This window comes from Pedobacter sp. SG908 (assembly GCF_011759615.1).
GTDB classification, from domain to species: domain Bacteria; phylum Bacteroidota; class Bacteroidia; order Sphingobacteriales; family Sphingobacteriaceae; genus Pedobacter; species Pedobacter riviphilus.
Genome location: NZ_JAAOYY010000001.1, coordinates 3225798 through 3250167, shown reverse-complemented (window position 1 = coordinate 3250167; position 24370 = coordinate 3225798). Strand labels below are relative to the sequence as shown.

Sequence of the window (24370 nt, the reverse complement as noted above, 5' to 3'; positions counted from 1 at the left end):
TTAAAAGCGTATAATCCCGGTAACTGTAACACCCTGACCAATGCCCGAGTTCCTATTGAATATATCGTGGAAAAGGCCTGCGAATATCCAGTTCTCACCAGTAATGCGCTGCCCGAAGCTGATATTGGCTTTTATAAAGGTAAATTCGGTATTCGAAGCAGGATTTTCGGGATTAAACTGGTTAGATCTAAGCGAACTGATGCCGTTTATCTCACCCATAAGCTGATTGTTCTTGCCCAGATGCAATCCTGATGTTGCAATGTAACTTAGCTGCCCTACGTTGCCAAACGTATTACCGAAATATTGCCTGTAACCGGCCTCTACATTAAAATAAGCCGCCGGAGTGCTCCCGCTAAAAAGTAGTTTAAGTTCCGAACCGAACTGGCCATAACCCGTGCTTGGATTGCCATTTTTGCCATACAGCGGAACTGCCGCCAGTGCTTGCGCCGAAAGAAAATACCTTTTTTGGTTAAATTCCAAAAGGTTGTATTTTAACCCTATTTCCATATCCGAAAGTGCCGTATTGCTGTTTCGCTGTGTATTATCTTTAAACTGCGCAGAAGTTAACGGAAGTTTTGCCACGAGGTCGAGGTGGTCGGTAATGCCGTATTCCAGATAAAGCTGAAAGGTAAAAGAACTGTATTTTCCACCATTGGCATAACTGTATTTCTGCCCGTTAAGGTCGCGGTACTGGTTGGCCACGAAATAACTTAAATAAGGAGCAAGTAACGCTTTGCCCTTTCGCATCGGAAAACCACTTGCTATGGCATACTGTACCATTAAAAATGGAATAATTGTTGCGAAAATAAATTTTACAGCTTTGGTATTCATGGCGATATGTTATTGGGTTACAATTTTTTGTGATTTATTTACTTTTGAACGGACATATAGATAGGCCAAGAAAATGATAAACAGTGCGCCTGCAAGCAGAACCAATTTGTATTTGAGCCAGAACGTTTGCCAACGGCCATTGCCATCGCCCTGGTAAACAATATTGTTGCTGTTCCTGTCGAGGTTGAATACCAGATGGCTGTTTTTGCTGTTGATCAGTGTGTTTCCGGAAAGCAGGTTCAACTGTTCATTTAAATCGAGGATGCTGTTTTCCAAAAGCTCTGCGGCAGCATCATTTGGCGGCGTGGTAACCGAAAGCACCACGGGATAATTTTCATCCTTGAATATCTGCGAAATTGCCGAAGCTTCTGGTGAGGAAAGTTTGTATATCACATTACCAGGCTGTTCTCCATAAATGGTAAAATCAGTTTTATACTGTAATGGCATCTCCTGAAAACTATGGAGCAACTGATCCTGCCTATCGCTTATCAATACAATGTTGCGTCCTTTATACTTAGCCGCATTGTTGCTGAAATCTACAACAGGGCGATATTTAATCTCGTTACTGGGGTGATCATTCAATTGGTAGGTTAATTCACAAATTGCTCTCACAGCATAAGAAAGCATGTTTTTTGCTACCAATATGGCCGTTCCCTGTTGAAAAACGTCTGGATAACTGTAAAAACTGGCCTGCTTTTCTTCCAGGTCATCAGATACCTCCAGATAAGATTTTGAGGCATCAACCTGGCCGATAAAATGCTGAAAATTACCCTGACATGCTCCATTGACCGGATAAAAAACAAATTCTGTTCTGAGTACATTGAATTTTTTGATCTGGTAGCGGTTAACTGTTGCGCTTACCTGCAATGTGCCAGATTCATTCAATTGTCTGCTTGTAAGCAGGATATCATTTAAATAAACATTAAAATAGCCTCTATCTTTTTGTCCAATACCAGAAAACCTGATTTCAAACTGGCAGTTCAGTGCCGCCGGAAGGGTGCTGAAAGCCGATGTTTTAAATTGGTAATCATGGTTTAAGCTTCCCGTACCCGTCATCAGGTTGTTGCTGTCTTCAAGGTCTGAAAGATTAAGCCTGTTTTTTTTTTCGAATTTCTTATAACCTGCCCTGTCAACTTTTAATATATCCTGAAAGCTACTTTCCAAAATCCCCGGGGTTAGCAGTGCGTCAGCAGCTTTACTCATACCGGCAACATCTGCTGCGGTTACAAATAGGATCTGCCTGAGCGATCCAACCTTTGTGGTATCGGTTTCTTTGTTCAGATAGAGAATGCCCTGACCTTTTTTTGGGGCGATATTAAGTTTGGAACCAAATTTTGACTTAAGCTTATGCGCCAGTCCGATAGCAATAAAATTATCAAGACCCTGTGGCATCTGCGAAATCGGGTAAAGGTTGATGCGGTCAGTTGTGCTCCTTAACAGTTTGGCATAGGTTAATGCAACCGTCTGCAGTTCGGAAGCTGAAATATTGTTGGGATAAACAATTGCTTTTTTACTGAAAAGGGCATTGGAAAGATTTAAAGTAGAAGGTCCATATTGCTTGTTTTTTGCCCAGTATATGGTAGAGCTTGGCAAAATGTTTAGCCATAAACCAGCATTTTTATCGTCCTGGCACATATCATTGCCAATAATCAGCTGTGATCTGACGGTGATTTTTAAAAAATCAGAAGTACCCTTGCTGCTTTGATGTATGGGCACTTTAAACCTGTTGATACTATCCGTTTGAAAACTGCTGCTCAGAGCAGGCATATCATTAACCAGTACATGGATAAACGATTTTGCTGTGTTCAGTATCTTTGATGCCTGGAAGTCGATGATAAGGGTACTCTTATCCATCTGTTGGTTGGGTAGTACGCGGATGTAATAAATATATTGCCCCTGAATTCCCCTGATCAACTGGGGCTGAAATCCGTAAGATTCGAACGATTTTTGTGCAAAACCCGCTAAGAAGCAAATAGACAGTGCGAAAAGGATCAATAGTTTTTTCATATGGGATAAAGTTCGAAATATTATAAGTTAAAAGCCAGTACATAACAAGTATGAGCCTGGCATTTGTGGTAAATGAGTTCGCCCCTCATTTTTTCGGCAAGCAGCTTGGCAATGTAAAAACCCGGGCCAAGACCTTGCTGAAGGCTTTGTGCTGTTGGTACCGCAGATTCCCATTCGTTTGCCACACGATCTGCTTCTATGCCGGGTGGTATGCAGTTGATGATAAGGTGAAGTTTGCTGTTACTTTCCTTCATCCGGCAGTCGATAAGGTCGTTTTTGTCGCAGAACTTAAAACAGTTTGCAAAAAGGTTAAAAAGGATCTGATCGATATAAAGCGGATCCAGTTGAACCATCGGCCATTTTTTTTGCGGAGCAATACTAAAGTTTATGTCTGGATACCCAAAACACTTAATCATGCAATTGGCTACTGCCTGGGTACTGGTAAGAAGGTCGACTCTTTTTAGAGATAGAACAATATCACTTGATAGGTCTGAATGATCATTAGGAAAAAGTTGGGCAAGCTGTTCCAGCCTGATTATATTTTCGTTTATGGTCTCTATGTGATGTAGGTTCTGGTCCTCATGTTCGAAATCTCTCATGGCATTGGCCGATAAATTGATCGAACCGATAAAACTCAGGATGTCCTCCCGCACAAAGGCCATAAAACTATCCTGTTGCATGACCAAGTTGGTTAACCTGGAATTTGATATTTCAACCTGCTGGTTTTTATCTACCAGTTCTTCATGTAGCAGATTGAGCTTGGCCGTTGTATTTTTCACACGCAGATCGTTTAAAGTATTTTTTCTGATAATACTGTACCTGGCCATGGGGATAAAACAGGAGAAAAAAAAAGTGATGATAAATAACCCGGCCCCTTGGGTAATATAGGTTTCTATGCTAACCGCGTTAAAGAGGTGGTAGCCTACGGCCAGAAATAGGAGTGTTAAGAAGAAATGACCGAATGAGTTTGCAGGATGCCAAAAAACGACCAGGTTAAAAAGCATCGATAAACTCGCAAAAACCATAAAAAATACAGGTGCAATATCGAATGGTACAATATTGCAGATAATGGAAGCATTAAGTGATATGAGGATAATTGTAGTATGCAATGCAAAATATGCAGGTTTTTCAAGCCTCATCGAAATGTCGTAAACAGCATATATTAGCACTACTATGATGATTTTGGTGAGAAAAAGTGCCTGATAGATAGGGTAGGCGTAAATATAGTCCAATATGCCAAGTAAGGGATATAGGAATATAACCGTCCAGATAATGATATTGGCGTAGTATGTCGATTTTTTTGTTAATTGCTTTTCATATACAGCATCACTGACATAGATGGCGGCGGAGGTATCTGTTCTGGTTGGCATATTAATCGTAGCAGCGGTGAATTTTAAACATAATAAAAAAAACGAATTGAAACAAAAAAAATACATACTACTGCTTTTGGCCGTTTTTTGGCAATTCGGCTATGCACAACAACGTAGTTTGCCCCATTTGCAGGCTGACCAACTGGGGCGTGGCATTAATGTATCCTGGCTTGAACAGTATTGGAACCCCCAGGTATTGGACCTTAATAAATTAACTGATAGCGACTTTCGCTTGATTGGTAGTTTGGGCCTTAAAACTATCCGCTTGCCCATTGCTTTTCAGCAGTTCTATATCCAGGGCAGCGATATACAAAAAGTTAAATTACTTGCTGATATAGATGCGGTAATCAGAAAAGCCATCAAACACAGGATCAGGTTGGTGCTGGTAAATCATTATGGCAACCTCAGGGCAGACCATCTGCAGTTTGATACACAACAACTTTTGGAGCTTTGGACATTTCTCGAAAAACGTTACCGGAAAATCAGTTGCAACAGCCTTTATTTTGAACTGTTGAATGAACCAGTGATAAGTGATCAGCAGTGGCTCCCGGTTGCTCAGAGGCTAATAGCGCGCATAAGGAAGATGTCGCCCGATAGGACAATTATTGTGGGTGCCTCAAATTATAACAGTATTTACGAACTGAGCAGGATAGCTCCTTTGCCGTTTAAAAATATCATATATACCTTTCATTTTTACGAACCTTTTTTATTTACCCACCAGGGGGCCGATTGGATCGGGGAACAAGTATCTACCATCGGGATCCCTTTTCCTTATCTTGATCAGCAGATGCCCACTTTGGCCGCGTCTGCGAGGGGTACGGCCGGAGAAGCAAACTATAAAAATTATCGCAATGAGGGAAAAGCTGGAGCTGTACACGACAAATTGCTGATGATAAAGCAATGGTCGGATATCCATCATGTACCGATATTGTGCAGTGAGTATGGCGTATACCGGAAATTTGCATCAGAGCAGAGCATATGCAATTATTTAACCGTTGTTAAAAATGAACTCGATCGGCTGTCTATTCCATGGATGATCTGGGAATATGATGAAAATTTCTCCATTTTTCAAGGTAAGCCGAGTATGAGAACGTTGAGTCCTTGTATGTTAGATCTGTTCAGAAAGTAATGTTAAGGTGCCTGTTTTAATGTTTTTACTCAGAACCTAGTTTCTGGACAACAAAAATGTGTATTTCGGAGAAACTACCTGAGCCGCTCTATACAAATTGCTCGGTGATAAACCTGGCACTAGTATTTCTCTCATTCCTGTACCCAGTAATCCTAACGACAAGCTGCTTTTTGCTTAGCAAAACTATATATGGCCCAAAAAAGCAATATAAAGATAGCGATCCTGAACAAGCTAAATTTGCTTAAAATCGGTCAATTGAACACTTTGTAATGGAAATTAATATCAGTTTGCGCCGTTATATGTGGCTAGTTTATAAAAAAAGCAGTGACTAGTTTTGAAATTATCTACAATCTTTAATGCTGTTTTCCTTTTTATTAAAGATTTGAAATTTAGTTTCTTATACCAATTGAATTCCCATTTTTTTAATAGAATCGGCCTTTACTCTGCAATAGAGGAGATTGTAAGCGATTGCAGCTTAGCAAGGGCATCTTTCTTCCCCAAATTCATAAGCGCTGATGCGTATTTGGGGGTAAAATTTAAAGTGCCGGATAAAAATCCGCCCAAAGATTGCTTAGGGTAAAAGAAAACTAACCGTTCAGCATAATCAGTCAATTCATATGGTATGATTACAGGTTCGTAATTAACATGATCTGAAAATCTTTTCGTTTCAGGTAGCGGATAATCTTTTAAATACTGAGTGCGTTGCCTCTCTCGGCAATGGCCCAGCGAGAGTTTCTCCCTTTCAAAAGCCTCATCATCATTTTTATAAGATTCCAGGAGCACGATATAAATTTCATCGAACTCAGCTATTTGCATAAGTGGAACCAAAGGACAGTTGTCAGCGACCCCGCCATCTACATAATGAATATTCTCCTGCTTAAAGGGAGGGATAATACCGAAGGGAAGTGCCGCACTTGCTGCGCAGAAATTTACTATCTCATCTTTGGTCAATATATCAAGTCTAATATATTCTGAGCACCATTTCTCTACCCGATAAGGAGTACAGATAGCGTCCGGGCTAGTTATTCCCCTGTCATTACTTGGGATATGCCAGGTAGGTTTAACCGGATCGAAGATTGATGCTTTGCTTGCAACAGTAGCCCATATTGGAACTTTTAGTTCACTTGCAGTTAATACATCTCTCAGATGAGATTTCAATGGCGTAGCATCCAAAACAGAAAATTTTTGTGAAAAAATAAACCCCTTGAAAACAAGCATAGCAGTTAGAAAAAATATCATTGCAAGGAGAATAAAAAATAGTACCCAGAAAATGGGTTGAAGCAAATACTCATGATAAACAGAGCGACTGAAGAACTGATCGAGATGGACAAAATGATCTAATATTGGATAAAAGAACAAAATGCACAGAAGAATCAAACCTGGTCCGTAAATAAAGTATACCGCATCTTTTGAGCCTATCAATTCCAAAACAATTGGTGTAATAGGAAAAACTAATGCTAAAAAAATGATATTGCTCAAGTTTAAAGGAATATCTGGTAATAGAGCATGTGCTGCAACGTTGGATAGCAGAATCGGTATAGATACCAGAATAATAAAGGTAAATTTTAGCGGCCTTTGATGCTCCCTCATTGTAGGCGATCCTTTCGCAATTTCCCACATCAATCGTAGGAAAACATACAGAAATGAGACCATTCTAATTATATGTTTATGAAAATACTTAGGATTTAGTATTCTCACTGGATATACAGATTCAAAACTCAAATTTTGCCAAATCGCTTTCCCTTTTTTCATTGCATCAGCAGACCATAAAAAAGCATTCAACGCGCCTACCGAAGTTCCTGCAACTGCATCGAATTCGATTTCCAGCTCCTTAAATGCCTCTAAACAACCAAAAGTATAAGCACCTTTCGCGCCACCGCCTGCCAGTACTAAACCGCGTTTTTTCTTATCTGTCCATTCTTTCGACTTCACCGTACCAAAAGCGTTGGAAGACTTATTATCATTTTCCATAAGAGCGCCATCTATATCAGCAATAATTATCCTAAAATAAGCATTATTCATATAATAAGTGAACCTGATACCATTAAGATAATCGAAAAACAAGATTATATGGGCTTATGTAAAACGCGAAATCAATCAAATCCCATAAGTGCTGGTTAAAAGCAGTTACCTCGCTTATTGATGAAATTATCCAATGTGCCATCGATCGAAAGCTCATAGCTCGCAAAGTGACTAAGCTCCTTATAAAGGCATTTATGCCTAATAAGTTCTCGCTAACGATGTTTTTTCTTAGAAAAGCTCGAGTACAAAAACTGGCATTATCGAAGAACTAGACTGAATAAGGATCCGAGTTAATATAGCGGATAATAGTGAAAAAAACGAGACAATCAGCTTAAAAACTGATTGTCTCGTTTGTGCTCCCGACGAGATTCGAACTCATATCGATGGTACCGGAAACCATAATTCTATCCATTGAACTACGGGAGCAAGGCTGCAAATATAGGATTTGAAAACTTATTTTTTTTGCATTTTAAATAAAAAAAATACACCTATTTCTATATGAAACTGTATTGAAACTTATATGGAATGTCGGATTTGTTTAAAAAATAGTCTGTTAATGACAAGGATGTTGGAGTATGGCGTTCTAAATTTGTTGTCTACAAATAAAACTAACCAATTTTATGAACCGCAGACAACTAATCCAAAGCCTTGCTATTGGTATTCCCGGAGTTTTACTTTCCAATAAACTTTCCGGATTTCAGTCAAATAATGATGGAGCAAAAGAGTTTGTAGAGAAGATCCTCGTAGGACCATTCTCCCCAACATGGGAGTCGCTCGCTAATTATAAAACCCCTGAATGGTTTAGAGATGCGAAATTTGGCATGTGGGCACACTGGGGGCCTCAGTGCCAACCAGAAGCTGGCGATTGGTATGCCAGGGAAATGTATATGGAGGGGAGCTGGAAATATAAATATCATATTGAGAAATATGGGCATCCTTCTAAATTTGGCTTTAAAGATGTAATCAATGTCTGGAAAGCAGAGAATTGGGACCCTGAGTCGCTTGTTTCACTATATAAAAGCGCAGGGGCCAAATATTTTATGGCGCTGGCCAACCACCACGATAACCTGGATCTTTATAACAGTAAATACCAGAAGAACTGGAATTCTACCAAAGTAGGCCCTAAAAAAGACATCATTGGCGGATGGGCTGCTGCGGCTAAAAAGCATCAATTGCCATTTGGAGTTAGTGTGCATGCTGCACACGCATGGAGTTGGTTTGAAACTAGCCAGCGTGCAGACAAAAACGGCCCTATGGCAGGTGTTCCATACGATGGGAAGCTGACAAAAGCAGATGGGAAAGGTAAATGGTGGGATGGTCTTGATCCGCAGGAACTTTATGCACAAAACCATCAGCTGAGTCAAAATAGCCAGAATAACGGAACAATACATAGTCAATGGGATTGGGGCAATGGTGTTACCCCGCCTACCAGTGCATACATCAACAAGTTTTATAACCGCACTATCGATCTGATCAACAAATATAACCCGGATATGGTATATTTTGACGATTCGCAATTGCCCATGTGGCCAATTAGTGATGTAGGGTTGAAAATTGCAGCACACCTTTACAACAAAAGCATTAAGAACAAAGGCAAGCTTAATGCAGTAGTTACCGGAAAAATACTTAATGAAACACAGCGTAAGGCTATGGTGTGGGATATAGAACGTGGGCAGAGCAACAACATTGAGCCCCTGCCTTGGCAAACCGATACCTGTATAGGGGGGTGGCATTACGAACGGGGAATTTATAACAGAAATGGTTATAAAACTGCAAAAACCGTAATCCATACCTTGATTGATGTAGTAAGCAAAAATGGTAATCTGATGCTCAATATTCCTGTGCGCGGTGACGGTACAATAGATGAGCTGGAGCGAAAAATCGTTGAAGACATTGGCGTATGGATGAAAGCGAACGGAGACAGTATATATGGCACCCGGCCATGGAAAATTTTTGGAGAAGGGCCTGCACAGGAAAAATCACCTAAATTAAGCGCGCAAGGATTTAATGAAGGCAAAGGTGTACCTTTTAGTGATAAAGATATCCGGTTTGCCGTTAAAGAAAAAGAATTGTTTGCTACGGTTATGGCCTGGCCTGCTGAAGGTTCGGTTTTGATTTCCAGTCTGGCCGAAGGATCATTAAATTATCCCGGAAAAATAAATACTGTGCAACTGCTTGCCACCAAAGAAAATTTGCGTTTTGAAAGAAATTCACAAGGTTTAAAGGTTTATTTTCCCGCAAATCAGCCACAGGCTTCCTACGCTAATGCCCTTAAAATTACATAAGCTTAAAATAATTAATTGCTTAACAGTTATAGATTGGGTCAACCTGTATTGGTGATCCAATCTTTGTATTTTACTATTCCTGAAAGAGTTTTGGTAACTGCACTGTCTCTTGATACCACTGAATAATTTAGTCTACGCAATGAAATCCTTGAACTGTCCTGGTTTTGCAAATAAACAATTGATTTTTTGCTGAAATTGCACAACTTCAAGTTGTTGCATCATTTTTTTTTAAGAAAAATTAAGCGGAAAGAGTATAGAAAAATACTGATTTTGTCTTATAAGAAATAAAGTTGAAAAAATTCACTGTTAATGGCTGTAAATATTTGTAAATGAGAATTTTAATGCTGTTTTTGTGAGTTTTCGTAAAATTACAATAGGGCAGAAGCATATCACTATGTATTACAAAAGACAAGCGGAGTATGGAACAGTACTTGATGCATCTGGTTACGGCCAATTGGGCAACCTTTGCCTTTAAAAAAGCGTATAACCGTTTAAAATAAGCAGACTATTAAGATTACTTTAAGTAGTAGTAGTTAATCTTCATTTATATATACCCTATGAAAACAAAAATGAATCAAATCATGCTATGCATCGCATTCCTGTCATTTGGATGCAGTAAACCAATTGCCGCTGAGGATACGGCAAATTTGAGCACCGGTCTGGCGCCCGGAAAACAAATGGTTGCTACTGCCCTTGGGCGGGTAACTACTGTTGTACACCCAGGGATGCTTCACTCTGCAGCTGATTTTACCCGAATGACAACCAAGGTAAATGCAGGGGCACAACCCTGGCTGGATGGTTGGAACAAACTTGTAGCTAATGGTCGCTCTGCTGCCACTTATGTACCACGGCCGGTAGATACAATCGTACGTGGAAGAGCAGCAAGCGGAAGGGGAGAAAATTACATTCTGGCATGTCAGGATGCTGCGGCAGCTTATCAAAATGCCTTACGATGGAAAATTAAGGGAGATGCAGCCTGTGGTGCAAATGCCGTAGCCATAATGAATGCTTGGGCAGTTAAATGCAAGTATATTGATGGTGATAGCAATAAACAACTGGCGGCAGGCCTGCAGGGGTACCAATGGGCAAATGCTGCAGAAATTATGCGTGGTTACAGCGGTTGGTCTGCAGCAGATTTCGCCGCTTTTAAAAATTTCATGCTTAATGTATATTATCCGGTTTCGAGCGATTTTTTGAACAGGCATAACAACACCTGTGGTACCCATTACTGGCTTAACTGGGATATGTCTAACTTATGTACGGTGTTAGCTATTGGCATTCTTTGTGATGATGTGGCTAAGATTAATTATGCTATAGATTATTACCAGCACAGTGGAACCGGTACCGCCTACATCGGAAGGGTAACAACAGCAACTTATCCTAATGGTATGGATCAGGCACAGGAGGCTGGAAGAGATCAGGGCCATGCTACAATGGAGGTTCCCCTTTTCGGAACCTTTTGCCAGATGCTGTATAACCAAGGCCAGAACTTTTTTGATTATAATCCCTGGAGCCATGTTAATCCACCACTTTTAGGGGTTAGCGAATACATAGCCGCCTATAATATCAATACAACCAATACTGTTCCCTTTACCACCTATAATAACTGCGAAAATTCAAATCAAACGGTCATCTCAAGTGGTGGTAGGGGTAACATCCGCCCGGGATGGGAGCTTGTTTACAATTATTATGTGAAGGTAAAAGGTAAAACAGCTACGTATACGACCCAATTCGCCGAAAAAGTACGGCCTGAGGGGGGAGGCGGAGACTATGGGCCAAATAGTGGGGGCTATGATCAGCTAGGCTTTGGGACCTTGACCTTTTCCCGTTAAATAATAATAAAGGCTTCATCGATTAAGATGAAGCCTTTATTATTTATAGTATAGTAGGTCTTAAATTTAACTGTAGAACCTGCCTTTTAAATTTTTACAAATCCCCATTGCTGGTTTCTTCCTCCGGAGTACGACCATTGTACAGCAGCAGTTCCATTGTTTAACGATGAGCCTGTCATATCAAGCGCTTTCCCGCTATTGGCATTTGTTATCCGGTAATAACCATTGTCGGTTATCTGAATAGACCATTTTTGATTCGCAGTGCCATTGTAATCCCACAAAGCGGCCTGTCCGCCATCAGCAGTACTCCAACCGGAAATTTCCAGGCACTTTGTAGGTGCATGAACAGGGGTAAGACGAAACAATCCGCTGCCTGCATCCTCTACCTTAAATTGTTGATTAGCGCCTGCACCATATAACCATTGCTGTGCAACTGTTCCGTTTGAGCTGCCCCAACCGGCAGCTTCAAGGGCTTTAAAGCTATACCTATTGTAAATCTGGTAAATTTGCCCGGCCTGAATGCTTGAAGTATTGGCATTTTGGCCTGCCTGTACAACCGCTGCCAAAGCTTGTTGGTCAGCTCCTCCAATATTTTGCCTGTCCAGGATCCTGAATGCATTGTTTCCTGAAGCGCCATCATCAAAATAAAATGGCTTTAATCCATATTGCACCGCCTGCCGGGTAACATGGTTGATATAATAAGCCCTGCTAGCCAGGTGTAAAGTTAAGTTATCACCTGATAAAGTATTAGGCCTTCTGATTGCGCCGTATTCTCCCAGTATAACGGGTATACCTTTATCAATATACTTAGTTTTCATCAGGGCAAATTGTGGTCCGGCATCTGCTTCTTCCCCATAAGTAGCATTTCGCGAAGCATCAGTGGTGGAGTGGTAACCATTACCCCAATAATAAAAGGCATTTCCCCAACTTACATCATCTGGCAGTCCTGCGAAATTGAACGGGGTATAGTAGTGTACTTCTACCATTAATCTGTTAGGAGCCGAATCAGTTGGTAAGGTATTCATCAGGTTATTGGTATGGTCTATATTAGTACTAGGCCCCTGAATTACAAGGGTACGGTAACTATTTTTACCACCGGTAGATCGGACAGCGTTTACAAAAGTTTGATGATAAGATAACAGTACGCCCATTCCTGTAGCATCAGAAACTGCTGGTTCATTGGCGCTGGCAAAAATAACATGTTCATCAAAATTGCGCAATTGTGTTGCAATCTGTTCCCAGAATGCTTTTTGCATGGCATTTACATAGGGCTGTTGGGCTGTGGTGCAGTTGTTTTCTAACCACCCTCCGTCCCAGTGGATATTCAGGATTACATATAAACCATCATTTACACAGTATTGAACCACATCTTTTACCCTGTTAAGCCACGATTGCTGAAGCTGAGCAGTACTGGTGTTGGCCATATACTGGTTCCATGAACAGGGAAGCCTTACCGCCGTAAATCCACTTCTTTTTACCTGGTCAATCATTGCCTGGGTGAGTGCGGGGTTACCCCAATAGGTTTCGCCACCTATGGCTTCCAGGCTATTACCGGCGTTCCATCCCAGTGTAAATTTAGCAGCAAGCTGGGCTGCGGTACTACCAACCCCCGATTGGTCTGCAGGTTGTGGCGAAGTATTATAACTGGGATAACTCGTGGCGGTTGGCATGGTAACCGCTCGTTTTGTAGATTGAAGGACTGTAGGATTTTCAATCTTTTGTTTTTGGCAGCCTAGCGCTAAAACAGCCAGCATAATGCCTGTTAGGTAATTTAGTGTTCTCATATTATGGTATTTGGTTAGTGATTTTATAATCGATGCAGCACCTTTCAACCCCTTATGTTAACGAAATTAGTAGCTTATGTATAAATATATTGGCTCATTTGTTAAATTATTATCTACAGATGTTAACCATGATTTGCATGGCAGCTTAAAAAACTAATGAACAGGAACAATGCGATTTTGTACCGTAGTTTTTTATTGGCAGTTAATTTTATAATAAAAAAGTGTAAATGTTAATCGCGCAAGGCCAGAGGATGCGATGTCGAGGTATTTGCTGCCTTTTTATTCAATTACAACAAACCGACAGAGTATTGTTTCCATTTTGATTTGTCAATTGTAAAAGTATTTACCTGCACCCCGATTAGATTTTAAACACCTATTTTTTCGAATGTTCAAAAAAACAATTTTTCAGTTCCTGATCATGATGGCAATAACCCTGTCGTCAAAGTCCCAAAACCTTCAACCGCAGAAGTCTTTTCCCTTTCCTGATAAAATCAGGTACGATGGGGCCTGTTTATACATAGAAGGCAAACAAACTTTTGTTTACAGTGCCGCTTTTCATTATTTCCGTACACCTAAAACACTCTGGCGTGATCGTTTCTCCAAAATAAAGTCGGCAGGCTTTAACACAGTTGAAACATATGTTCCATGGAATCTTTGTGAGTTAAATATGCCGAAGGGGCTGAATGACTATTCTCAGTTTAATTTCAAAGATCTTACAGACTGGATTCGTATGGCCCAGGAAGAGTTTGGTTTCTATACTGTTATCCGGCCAGGGGCATTTATCTGTGCCGAATTTGCAGGAGGAGGCTATCCCCGCTGGCTGGCTAAGTTCCGTCCTGATGATGTGGAGGGCTTTTGGCTGCGAAGTGCTGATGACCGTTATCTGGACTGGCACGATCACTGGTATAAAGCGGTATGTAAAGTTATTCAGAAAGAGCAGATCACCGCGAAACAAAAAGGCAAGAAAGGAATTATTCTTTTGCAGATAGAAAATGAGTACAATGCACACAAAACAACAAACAAATCTCATGCCTTGCAACGTATGTACAACTGTGTGCGCGGCGCGGGGATAAAGATACCTGTATTTACCTGTCTGACATCTGAAGCCCGCGGAAGCAAAGATCCTTTATTATCGCAGGTTTTCGATTGCGATAACTATTATGTTGGTTTGAAAGATGCTATTAGTTGTGCAAAACGCATGGGCGATTTAAAACAACAGCAGCCCAATGCCCCTGGATTCGTTACTGAGCTGCAAGGTGGTTGGTTTGCAACAGTAGGAGGGAAACTGAGTGAAGAGCATTACTCTAACGACAAACATTTTTATGCCCTCGGAATGATGTCAATTGCAGGAGGTGCCACAGGTATTTTCCCTTATGTGTTTGTTGGAGGAACGCATTTTGCAGGCTGGGGTGCCCGTGGGCAAACCACAACTTATGATTATAACGCAGCGATCCGTGAAAACGGAGCATTATCTCCAAAATATTATGCTGCACAAAATTTAGGTGATTTCATTAAAAAATACGGGCATGAGCTTATTAACTCAAAAGGTGGCTTATGCAGCTTTGAAAGTGCTCCGGCTGAAATTGTGGGCGCACAACGTATATCTGCAGATGGAACACGCTTTGTATTTATGCACAACAGTTCTACAGAACAAAGTAATAGCGGTACTGCAACAGTTAAAGCGGGTAAAAGCGATACCGGACAGCCTATGTACAACATCGATCAGGATGAAAATAAAGTCCTGATTAAAAGTAAAAATAAAGCCGATACAACAAAGGGAATGTTAACCGATCTTTTAATCCGTTACGATTTGGGACCACTTGAAACAAAAGTATTGATTATTCCTCCAACAGGCGGTGCTGAAAAAGGCATCTGGTGGTATTACCAGGCACCAATAGCAAAAGTATCCTTGCCGGTTAGCTTTCGCTTTAAATCAGTACAACAATACAATGAAGATGCACAAGGCCTCTGGCTCCCCTTATACCAGGGAAAATCTTTACCTGAAATGGAGATAAATGATTTGCGCTACGTTCGTTACCGCTCAGGTTTCAATCTGAATAAACAAGAAGTTAGTAAATATACACGAATGTTATTCAACACCTATTCGAGGGATATCATAAATATGGAAGTTAACGGCAAAATTGCTCCCCGTATATTTCCGGCTGAAAAGTGGGTTTCAGAGGTTACCCGCCAACGCGATAAATCGTTTACTTTTTTAAAAGAAACCGAATACGATAACCAATTCGATTTGACCGGGCTACTGAAAGAAGGCCATAATGAAGTATGGCTGGTTTATGAGAATATAGGACATGAACATGGATATTTTCCGATGGAAGAACTTTGCGGCATCCGCATTGCAGGCCTGTCTGATGGTACAACGGCGATTAATAAAAAGTTGGAGTGGGATTATTCTGCTAACTTATCTGGTATAGCACAAAAATTTACTGAAAATGGCTTTGATAGCAAGCAATGGAAAGTTGTACCGCTGGATACCACTTTTCAGATCCCACGCAAGGGAAATAACCTGCAACCCAAAGGAAAACAAAATGCACTTTTAACCTGGTACCGGGCAGAATTTAAATTGCCTAAAAATGATGGAAAAAGAACATGGAGGCTACTTATCAATGCTTCTGGTAATGGATTTATTTATATAAATGGCCATAACATAGGCCGCCACTGGGAGGCTGGTCCACAAAGGGAATTCTATATACCCGAATGTTGGCTGAACCTTAAAGAGGGAGAGAAAAATAACATTACGCTCGGCTTAAGGCAAACCGTTAACGGCGCTGTAATCAGGGCAATGGAAATCTGCAGTTATAATAACGACAACAATTAGATAGGCAGAACAGGCTGCAAACATACTGCTTGGCACTTGGGCATAAGAACGAACAGAATGAATCAGTCCATTATCAGGAAACTATTATGAAAAATTATTTATCGGTTAAGCCTTTTAAGTATTGGCTCTTTTTAAGTCTTGTTGTATTGCATTATAGTCTTAATGCCCAGTCCATTAATGGTATCCAGGCTGATGCAAGCAGATTAAGTAATATCTATACCGCGGTACCATTCCTGCTTATTACGCCACAGCCCAGGGCAGCGGCAATGGGGAATGCCGGGGTTGCGCTTAATGCCGATGCTAACGCCAGCACAATTAACACCTCGGCACTGGCATTTCTGCCTGATGGAGATATCGGTGTTTCGCTTTCATACAGCCCCTGGCTCAAACAGCTTGCTTCAGGTATGAGTATTTCGTTCCTTACAGGTTATTACAGATTGAATGAGCGGAATACGGTTTCGGCTTCATTGCGGTATTTTTCAATCGGGAATGTAAATTTTAGTGATGATAATTTTCAGGATCTCGGCGTTTATAATCCAAACGAATTTGCTCTCGATATAGGCTATGCATTAAAACTCGGTCCCGGATTTGCCCTTGGAGGTAATTTGCGTTATATTAACAGTAACTTAATTGGAGGAGGGGCAGTTAATAATGTTAGGGCAGGTAAAGCGGTGGCGGTAGATGTTTCTGCGCTTGAAAAATCGGAGATCCAGTTGGGTGGAACCCCTGCAATATTGAGTTTTGGTCTTGGCCTTTCCAATATTGGTACCAAGATGATTTATGGCACTTCGTTAAAATCGTATTTCCTCCCGGCAAATTTTAAAATAGGTTCTGCACTGAAAATGGGAGAAGGCCCAACAAAAGTTAGTTTTGCCCTCGATTTTAACAAATTGATGGCACCTACCCAACCCATTTACGATGCTGATGGAAATATAGTAAAAGGTAAAGATCCTGACCGTTCTGTTCCTGCAGGTATATTCGGCTCTTTTAGCGATGCTCCTGGAGGTTTTAGGGAAGAACTTCAGGAGGTGGGCATATCTGCAGGTGCAGAAATCAGTTTTAAAGAAACACTATACCTGCGTACAGGCTACCTTTATCAAAATCCTCAAAAGGCAGACGCTTCTTACCTTACCCTTGGTTTAGGAGTCCGTTATAGCCGTTTTACCTTCGATTTCTCCTATCTGATGGGATCAGTTCAGAGTCCGCTAAGAAATACCATAAGATTTGGTTTGCAGGCAAATTTTAGTAAGATCAGATAAAATAAAAGTTAAACAAACTCAATTTCTGAACAAACGACTACTGATTTCATTTTGTGAAGGCTTTGAAATGTTACTTTGTATTTTTGTTTCAGGTAAATGAATTATTTAGGATAAGATGGAAATCTCATTTATGCAAGAAATTATGGTATGTAAGTTTTGTTCAGCCTTTATCCGGTCTCTTACAGTTTTATTTGCATATTACCAATGCATGAGTTAGTAACTAAGATATCTCTAAATTAAGCTACCATAACCGCAACCTTATTAATGAAATGATCGATATTAAAGGGTTTGGGGATAAAATCGTCGGCATTACATTTCTTTTTGATTTCTTCAAGAGAGGAATTTGCAGACATCATCAATACCGGGATGTGCCCAGTTCTGTAATCTGACTTTATTTCACAGCATAAATCAATCCCGTTTCCGTCAGGAAGCATAACATCTAAAATCACAGCGTCGGGACGTTTCTTAAATATCGTGTTTCGGAATGTTGTTGCATCTTCACAAAAATGTACCTCGTAGTCTTCACTTAAGAGAAGATAAACGATTTCTCTTATATCACTGTTGTCTTCAACAACCAATATATATTTTCTCATCAGCTCATTATTAGTTTTCGCCTGTATATTAACATTTGAATCTTTTTCTGGTTTATTTTTTTTAAAAAGAAATCCACAATTTATTGAAGCGGAAGAGACTCGCTGATTGCAGCACTGTTTTACGACAGTATGAGCAATTTTGCCACAGAAACGGGCACTTGATTAGTTTCTTCCTCATGCAAAAATAAAAAACCAAATAATAAACGTTGTTATAACATTTATTATTTATTTTAGTCTTTATATTTCTACCGTAAAACTAAGCTCTACGGTCAGACAACTTCAAAACCAAATATCAAGTATGATTATCAAAATCTACCCTGTTCGCAACCGAATGCAGGTATTGGCAAAAAATAAATTAGACGTTAAATTCAGGACTCAAAAACTCGCAAAACTGTATTTTTTTCTTTTTTTTGGCCTTCAAGCGCGCTTAATGAATTTTAAATGCTACTCATCACGGGTGGGAGCGGTACTATTGGCTATACCCATGCTATTTGTGCAGACTGTTGTTGCCCAAATTAAAAACAATGCAAACCCTGTGCTCACTGGGCATTATGCAGATCCTGACATCATCTATTCCAACAAAACAAAACGTTATTATATCTATCCTACTACCGATGGTTTCAAGAACTGGACAGGTAACTACTTTAAGGTCTTTTCATCAAAAGACCTCGTTTCATGGAAAGATGAAGGTACTATTTTGCAGTTGGGAAAAGATGTAACCTGGGCAGACCGTAATGCATGGGCTCCTTGTATCGCCGAAAAAAAGGTAAACGGAAAATATAAGTACTTCTATTATTTTACTGCAGCTTTGAAGATCGGAGTCGCAGTATCAGATTCTCCTACAGGGCCTTTTATTGACAGTGGAAAGCCACTTGTGGACCAGCGACCTGCGGGCATTACCAAAGGATTGACCATAGACCCCGATGTTTTTACAGACCCGAAAACTGGTAAAAGCTATCTCTATTGGGGAAACGGGTTCATGGCTGCTGCCGAACTTAACGAAGACATGGTTAGCCTCAAATCAGAAACCCTCACTATTCTTAAACCAGACAACACCTTTCGCGAAGGAACAAACGTTTTTTACCGAAATGGAATCTATTATTTTTCATGGTCGGAGAACGATACGCGGAGTCCCGATTACAGAGTGCGTTATGCTACAGCCAGCGCTCCACTCGGTGCGCTTACTATTCCTAACAACAATCTCATCTTGGCAAAAGATACCGTTCAAGGGATTTATGGAACCGGGCATCATTCCGTAATCCAGTTGCCTAAAAAAGACGAATGGTATATTGTGTACCATCGGTTCGAGTTTCCAAATGGAATAAAAATGGGTAGGGATGCTGGATACAATAGAGAGGTATGTATTGACCGAATGGAATTTGAATCTGATGGAAGAATTAGGAAGATCATTCCAACGCTCAAAGGAATCAATCCAATAAAAAAATAGAATATGAACCAAAATCGAATCTTCAATGTATGACGTAACGGTTGGCATTATTCCAGAAACCTGGCACTAAATTTAAAAATTGAACAGATATACTAAAACAATGAAACAATTGATCCAAACCGTTATTATTACCCTTGCGGTTATATATAGTACACAGACTGCAGGGGCGCAGTCGGTAACATCTGTTCGGGGAAAACTTGATGAGGACAAAAAAGCACTCCTTATCCCAATCGGCTTTACGCAGAACCTAAAATGGGATCTGCCACTAACCATTAAGGGTGGGAACGGCTCTACAATCAGCTGGAAATCGAGCAACCCATCCTATATTGATAATAACGGGAAACTACTCAAACGTGCACCCAGAGCCGGCAAAGCGGTAGATGTAATCTTAACAGCAAATCTTACCCTTGGAAAGGAAACGTTAACGAAATCTTTTAAAATCAGGATTGCGAAAGAGGATCCACCATTTGACGCCTACCTTTTTACCTATTTTGAAGGGACGGGGCCAAAGGAGTTACAGGAACAATTGCGTTATGGCATCAGTGCTGATGCGGTAAACTGGTCAGCTCTGAATAATAACCAGCCAATCATATCATCTGAGCTGATCTCTGCTACCGGCGGTATCCGCGACCCACACTTGCTGCGCGGCGAGAACATCAACGATTTTTTCCTGGTAGCAACAGACATGTTTACCGTGAAGAATGGATGGGAACACAATCCGGGCATTGTTATGATGAGATCAAGCGACCTGATTACCTGGAAACATAACATCATCGACCTGGAAAAAAGTTATCCAAAAAAGTTTCCTAATGTAAAATGGGTATGGGCTCCGCAAACCATCTACGATCCTTCGGTAAATAAGTATATGGTTTATTTTACGGTACGGTTGAAGAATGATCCTGCACTTGATTTTTATTGTGCCTATGCAAACAAAGACTTTACTGCGTTTGAAGAAGAACCAAAACTGATGTTCAAGGCAAAATATGGAGCAATTGATGGCGACATCATATACAAAGATGGCCTTTATCACTTCTTTTACAAGGGTAATACCAAAGACGAAAATGGAAAAGAATTCAAGAACGGTATCCAACAGGCAACGGCAAAGACATTGCAAGGGCCGTGGATAGAGGACTTTAAATACCTCGATGCCTATGCAGAGAAACATATTTCAGTTGAAGGTTCGGGTATATTTAAACTAAATAACTCATCAGATTATGTTCTGATGTACGATATGTACCGCGACCACCGTTATGAGTTTCAGCGTAGTTCAGATCTATTCCTATTTGCCCCACCGCAATCCTTTATTAAAAACTTCAATCCCCGACATGGAACGGTAATCAATATCACCGCAAAAGAAGCACAACGTTTAGGGCAAAAATGGCCAGGATTACCCAAAGAACTGGCAACAGGACAGAAATAACAAAAATAACAAACACGACCATGAATAGATCTATTTACCATTTCAGGATACTTTTGTACTCGATTGGCCTGCAACTACTACTAGTCTATACTGCTAATGCACAGAATGTGACCGATTCCCTGTTTAATTTTCGATCTAATGGTAATCCTATTATTAACCATAAATATACTGCCGATCCGGCCGCAATTGTTGTGGATAATACACTCTGGCTTTTTACAGGGCATGACTTTGCGGGTGGCCAAAAGGGCTATAAAATGAAAGATTGGTGCGTATTTTCTACTACTGACCTTCAAAACTGGACAGAATATCCTACTCCGTTGAAACTGGAGGATTTCAGTTGGGATAAAAGTGGTAGTGCTTACGCTGGCCAGGTGATTAAACGTAATAACAAATATTACTGGTATATTAGTACAAACGGTTCTGGCATCGGTGTTGCAACGGCAGATCGGCCCCAGGGCCCATACCGCGATGCGCTGGGCAAGCCCTTGCTGACAAATGCTGACTGTTTTGCCTCTAAGCATTCCTGGACCTGTATAGATCCAACGGTATTCATAGATGATGATGGCCAAGGCTGGCTTTTTTGGGGAAATGGCGTATGCTATTATGCTAAACTAAAAAAGAATATGATAGAAATTGATGGGAAAGTAGGTAGGATCGAATTTGATGGCATGCAGTTCGAGGAAGCACCTTGGATACATAAGTACAAGAAAAAATATTACCTTTCCTATGCCTCTGGGTTTCCCGAAAAGATTGCCTACGCTACCGCGGAAAAAATAGAGGGGCCATATACTTACAGGGGAATTTTGAACGAGGTTGCCGGCAACAGTGGGACAAATCATCAGGCCATTATTGAGTTCAAGGGTAATTGGTATTTTATCTATCATAATGGAGCAAGACAAAGGGACGGCAACAGCTTTAGCAGATCAGTATGCATAGATCGCCTTTTTTATAACCCAGACGGCTCAATAAAAAGGATAGTCATGACATCCGAAGGAACAACGATACGGGGTAAGTAGGCGAATAGCCCAAACTGAAACCCAATGCGTGATATGTAGCACGAAAATCAAGCCAGTCACTTCATTAAAAATTAAGGTTATTTTTAATCTGTAAATGCTTATCAAAAATAACTTCCAGCGTTGAGGTATCTTTTATGTTAAAAAATGATTAAATCATAAAGCAGCAAGCTCCTATATTCACTTTATTCCCTATTATTTTTATTTTAAGAAACCTTTCTGACCGATTTTAAACCTACACCATTGGCTTTTTAAGAAATAAAAATGCACCTTTGCGAACCGTTAATTGAGGTTTAGGCATGTAACAAATTAAATAGCTGTGTATGGAAGAAATGGTTGTGGAAGAAATTCAGGAACTACTTGAAAAAGAAAATGATAAGGCTTTAAAGCAATATCTCGATCAACTGAATATTTCGGATGTTGAAGAACTGATTGATGAACTTCCACAATATGCAGCTAAATTTATCGAAACCTTATCCCTTAATAGGGCAGTAAATGTTTTTCGGATTCTTGATTTTCCTACCCAGGAGCGCATCATTAAAAAACTTTCTGGCAATAAACTCAATCAGATCATCAAAGATCTGCCACCCGATGATCGTACCGCACTTTTTAGCGAGTTAAAAGGTGATGTGGTAAAAAAAATGATCACACTTTTACCACCCGAAGAACGTAAAGAATCGCTCGCACTCCTTGGTTATAAAGAAGATAGTATTGGCCGTTTAATGACGCCCGATTACATCGCCGTAAAACCTGAATGGTCTATCAGCAGGGTTTTAGCGCACATCAGGCGCTACGGAAAAAACTCCGAAACCATCGATGTCGTGTATGTAATTGATAAAGAAGGTGTGTTGCTGGATGATATCAGGATACGTGAGGTTTTATTGGCCGATCCTGAAGCCATTATTGGTGAACTGACCGATAAACGTTTTATTGCCTTAAAAGCAAATGATCCCCAGGAAGATGCAATCAATATCTTCAGGATGAACAACCGAGTAGCTTTACCTGTAGTGGATGAAAATAACATCCTGTTAGGTATTGTTACCGTTGATGATATTTTGTGGATTGCCAATGAAGAATATACCGAAGATATGCACAAAATTGGGGGTACCGAGGCTTTGGACGAGCCTTATCTTGATATCCCAATTTTAAAACTGGTGAAAAAACGGGCTGGTTGGTTAATCATTCTGTTTTTGGGCGAAATGTTAACCGCAACAGCCATGCAGCACTTCGAAATCGAACTCGAAAAGGCGGTAGTACTGTCGCTTTTTATCCCATTAATTATGAGTAGCGGTGGCAATAGCGGTTCTCAGGCGTCAACATTAATTATCCAGGCCATGGCCTTAGGTGAGGTAACCATTGCAGAATGGTGGCGCGTAATGCGCCGAGAGCTTGTTTCAGGAGCCTTACTGGGTATTATTTTAGGCACGATCGGTTTTGTCCGCATTGTAACCTGGCAAGAATTACACCTCTATAATTATGGCCCACATTGGTTTTTAATCGCAACTACCATATTTTTTACCCTCGTTGGGATTGTTTTGTGGGGCAGTTTAATCGGTTCGATGATGCCTATTATTTTGAAAAAGCTGAAACTCGACCCTGCAACCTCATCAGCACCATTTGTAGCCACAATGGTAGATGTAACCGGTATTGTAATCTATTTCAGTGTAGCCGTATTAATTTTAAAAGGCGTTTTACTTTAAATTTAAATCATGCAAAAGAAAATTACCACACTTTTTACCGATATCGGGGGCGTTTTGTTAACCAATGGCTGGGATAGGCATGCAAGGGGAGAGGCTTCGGTACTTTTTAACCTCGACTCTGTTGATCTCGAAGAGCGCCACCACCTTACCTTCGATACTTACGAAGTGGGTAAACTAACGCTTGATGAATACCTGGAGCGTATCGTTTTCTTCGAAGAGCGGAATTTTAGTTACGATGATTTTAAAGAATTTATGTTTAAAAAATCGCTTCCTTACCCGGAAATGATTCAGTTAATCTGCGATTTAAAAAAGAAATATAACCTAAAGGTAGCCGTAATCAGTAACGAAGGAAGGGAGCTAAACCAATACCGCATCAATACCTTTAAACTGAATGAATTTGTTGATTTCTTCGTATCATCAAGTTTTGTGCATTTTCGTAAACCCGATGCCGATATTTTTAAGGTGGCCATCGATATTTCGCAGAGCGATGTAGAAACAAGTTTATATATAGACGATCGGATGCTTTTTGTACAGGTTGCCGAAGGTTTGGGTTTAAGAGGCATTCATCATACCGATTACGAAGATACGAAAGCACAGTTGGCTGCTTACGGATTAGAGGTTTAATTGATAATTATTCTCCGCGAATTTCGCTCATTTACATAGAATATATTTTGTAATATTGATAAAAGAGTCGTCAGTCCCGCGGAGGTAATCTTAATGTAAAATACAAGTTTCAATCAAAGTATTTTAATTACTGTTTGTTAATTAAGAATTATGTTTATCTTTACATCGTGAAAAATATAACAGAAAAATATTGTTTAAACTCGTGTTTTTGTTACTCA

The 24370-nt window shown here is 40.3% G+C and carries 16 protein-coding genes and 1 tRNA gene; 10 read left to right on the top strand and 7 right to left on the bottom strand.

From position 1 onward, the window contains the following. From FHT21_RS13355 to FHT21_RS13345, 3 genes are read right to left on the bottom strand one after another with little or no spacing between them, the layout of a single operon-like run. A complete protein-coding gene (locus FHT21_RS13355) occupies window positions 1-831 on the bottom strand; it encodes a hypothetical protein (RefSeq protein WP_167295135.1) in 831 nt (276 codons plus the stop codon). Between the two features lie 9 nt (window positions 832-840). Next, a complete protein-coding gene (locus FHT21_RS13350) occupies window positions 841-2838 on the bottom strand; it encodes a cellulose biosynthesis cyclic di-GMP-binding regulatory protein BcsB (RefSeq protein WP_167295134.1) in 1998 nt (665 codons plus the stop codon). Between the two features lie 20 nt (window positions 2839-2858). Beyond that, complete coding sequence (locus tag FHT21_RS13345) at window positions 2859-4208, bottom strand: sensor histidine kinase (protein ID WP_167295133.1); 1350 nt, start codon at window positions 4206-4208, stop codon at window positions 2859-2861. A gap of 46 nt (window positions 4209-4254) precedes the next feature. On the opposite strand from FHT21_RS13345, the gene FHT21_RS13340 reads away from it, so the two are divergent. Further along, entirely contained in the window at window positions 4255-5337 is a 1083-nt protein-coding gene (locus FHT21_RS13340) for a cellulase family glycosylhydrolase (RefSeq protein ID WP_167295132.1), read from the top strand. Between the two features lie 438 nt (window positions 5338-5775). Here the strand turns inward: FHT21_RS13340 and FHT21_RS13335 are convergent, their stop codons facing one another. Both FHT21_RS13335 and FHT21_RS13330 read right to left on the bottom strand, forming a co-directional pair. Then, complete coding sequence (locus tag FHT21_RS13335; RefSeq protein ID WP_167295131.1) at window positions 5776-7359, bottom strand: patatin-like phospholipase family protein; 1584 nt, start codon at window positions 7357-7359, stop codon at window positions 5776-5778. Window positions 7360-7713: 354 nt separating this feature from the next. Beyond that, a tRNA-Arg gene (locus FHT21_RS13330) sits at window positions 7714-7785 on the bottom strand. Window positions 7786-7979: 194 nt separating this feature from the next. On the opposite strand from FHT21_RS13330, the gene FHT21_RS13325 reads away from it, so the two are divergent. Both FHT21_RS13325 and FHT21_RS13320 read left to right on the top strand, forming a co-directional pair. Then, window positions 7980-9644 (top strand): alpha-L-fucosidase, encoded by a 1665-nt coding sequence (locus tag FHT21_RS13325; protein ID WP_167295130.1) that lies wholly within the window; start codon window positions 7980-7982, stop codon window positions 9642-9644. Between the two features lie 557 nt (window positions 9645-10201). Further along, a complete protein-coding gene (locus FHT21_RS13320) occupies window positions 10202-11476 on the top strand; it encodes an alginate lyase family protein (RefSeq protein WP_208398916.1) in 1275 nt (424 codons plus the stop codon). A gap of 86 nt (window positions 11477-11562) precedes the next feature. Here FHT21_RS13320 and FHT21_RS13315 read toward each other — a convergent pair whose 3' ends face one another. Next, complete coding sequence (locus tag FHT21_RS13315) at window positions 11563-13260, bottom strand: cellulase family glycosylhydrolase (protein ID WP_167295129.1); 1698 nt, start codon at window positions 13258-13260, stop codon at window positions 11563-11565. A 385-nt stretch (window positions 13261-13645) separates the two neighbouring features. On the opposite strand from FHT21_RS13315, the gene FHT21_RS13310 reads away from it, so the two are divergent. Together FHT21_RS13310 and porV are read left to right on the top strand one after the other, a co-directional pair. Continuing rightward, window positions 13646-16096 (top strand): beta-galactosidase, encoded by a 2451-nt coding sequence (locus FHT21_RS13310; protein ID WP_167295128.1) that lies wholly within the window; start codon window positions 13646-13648, stop codon window positions 16094-16096. Window positions 16097-16182: 86 nt separating this feature from the next. Then, window positions 16183-17355 carry a type IX secretion system outer membrane channel protein PorV gene (gene porV, locus FHT21_RS13305; protein ID WP_167295127.1) on the top strand — a complete coding sequence of 391 codons (1173 nt, stop codon included), beginning with the start codon at window positions 16183-16185 and terminating at the stop codon, window positions 17353-17355. A 236-nt stretch (window positions 17356-17591) separates the two neighbouring features. Here the strand turns inward: porV and FHT21_RS13300 are convergent, their stop codons facing one another. Then, a complete protein-coding gene (locus tag FHT21_RS13300; protein ID WP_167295126.1) occupies window positions 17592-17948 on the bottom strand; it encodes a response regulator transcription factor in 357 nt (118 codons plus the stop codon). Between the two features lie 430 nt (window positions 17949-18378). On the opposite strand from FHT21_RS13300, the gene FHT21_RS13295 reads away from it, so the two are divergent. The 5 genes from FHT21_RS13295 (at window position 18379) to FHT21_RS13275 (ending at window position 24152) form a co-directional block, all read left to right on the top strand. Continuing rightward, window positions 18379-19395 (top strand): family 43 glycosylhydrolase, encoded by a 1017-nt coding sequence (locus FHT21_RS13295; RefSeq protein WP_243853990.1) that lies wholly within the window; start codon window positions 18379-18381, stop codon window positions 19393-19395. Window positions 19396-19495: 100 nt separating this feature from the next. Then, a complete protein-coding gene (locus FHT21_RS13290; protein ID WP_208398915.1) occupies window positions 19496-20815 on the top strand; it encodes a glycoside hydrolase family 43 protein in 1320 nt (439 codons plus the stop codon). Between the two features lie 20 nt (window positions 20816-20835). Next, on the top strand, window positions 20836-21831 hold the full coding sequence (locus FHT21_RS13285) for a glycoside hydrolase family 43 protein (RefSeq protein WP_167295124.1): 996 nt from the start codon (window positions 20836-20838) through the stop codon (window positions 21829-21831). A 320-nt stretch (window positions 21832-22151) separates the two neighbouring features. Further along, a complete protein-coding gene (mgtE, locus tag FHT21_RS13280) occupies window positions 22152-23528 on the top strand; it encodes a magnesium transporter (protein ID WP_167295123.1) in 1377 nt (458 codons plus the stop codon). 9 nt (window positions 23529-23537) lie between these two features. Next, the gene (locus tag FHT21_RS13275; RefSeq protein WP_167295122.1) at window positions 23538-24152 is read left to right on the top strand and encodes an HAD hydrolase-like protein; all 615 of its coding nucleotides are present in this window, start codon (window positions 23538-23540) and stop codon (window positions 24150-24152) included. The last annotated feature ends 218 nt before the right edge of the window (window positions 24153-24370 follow it).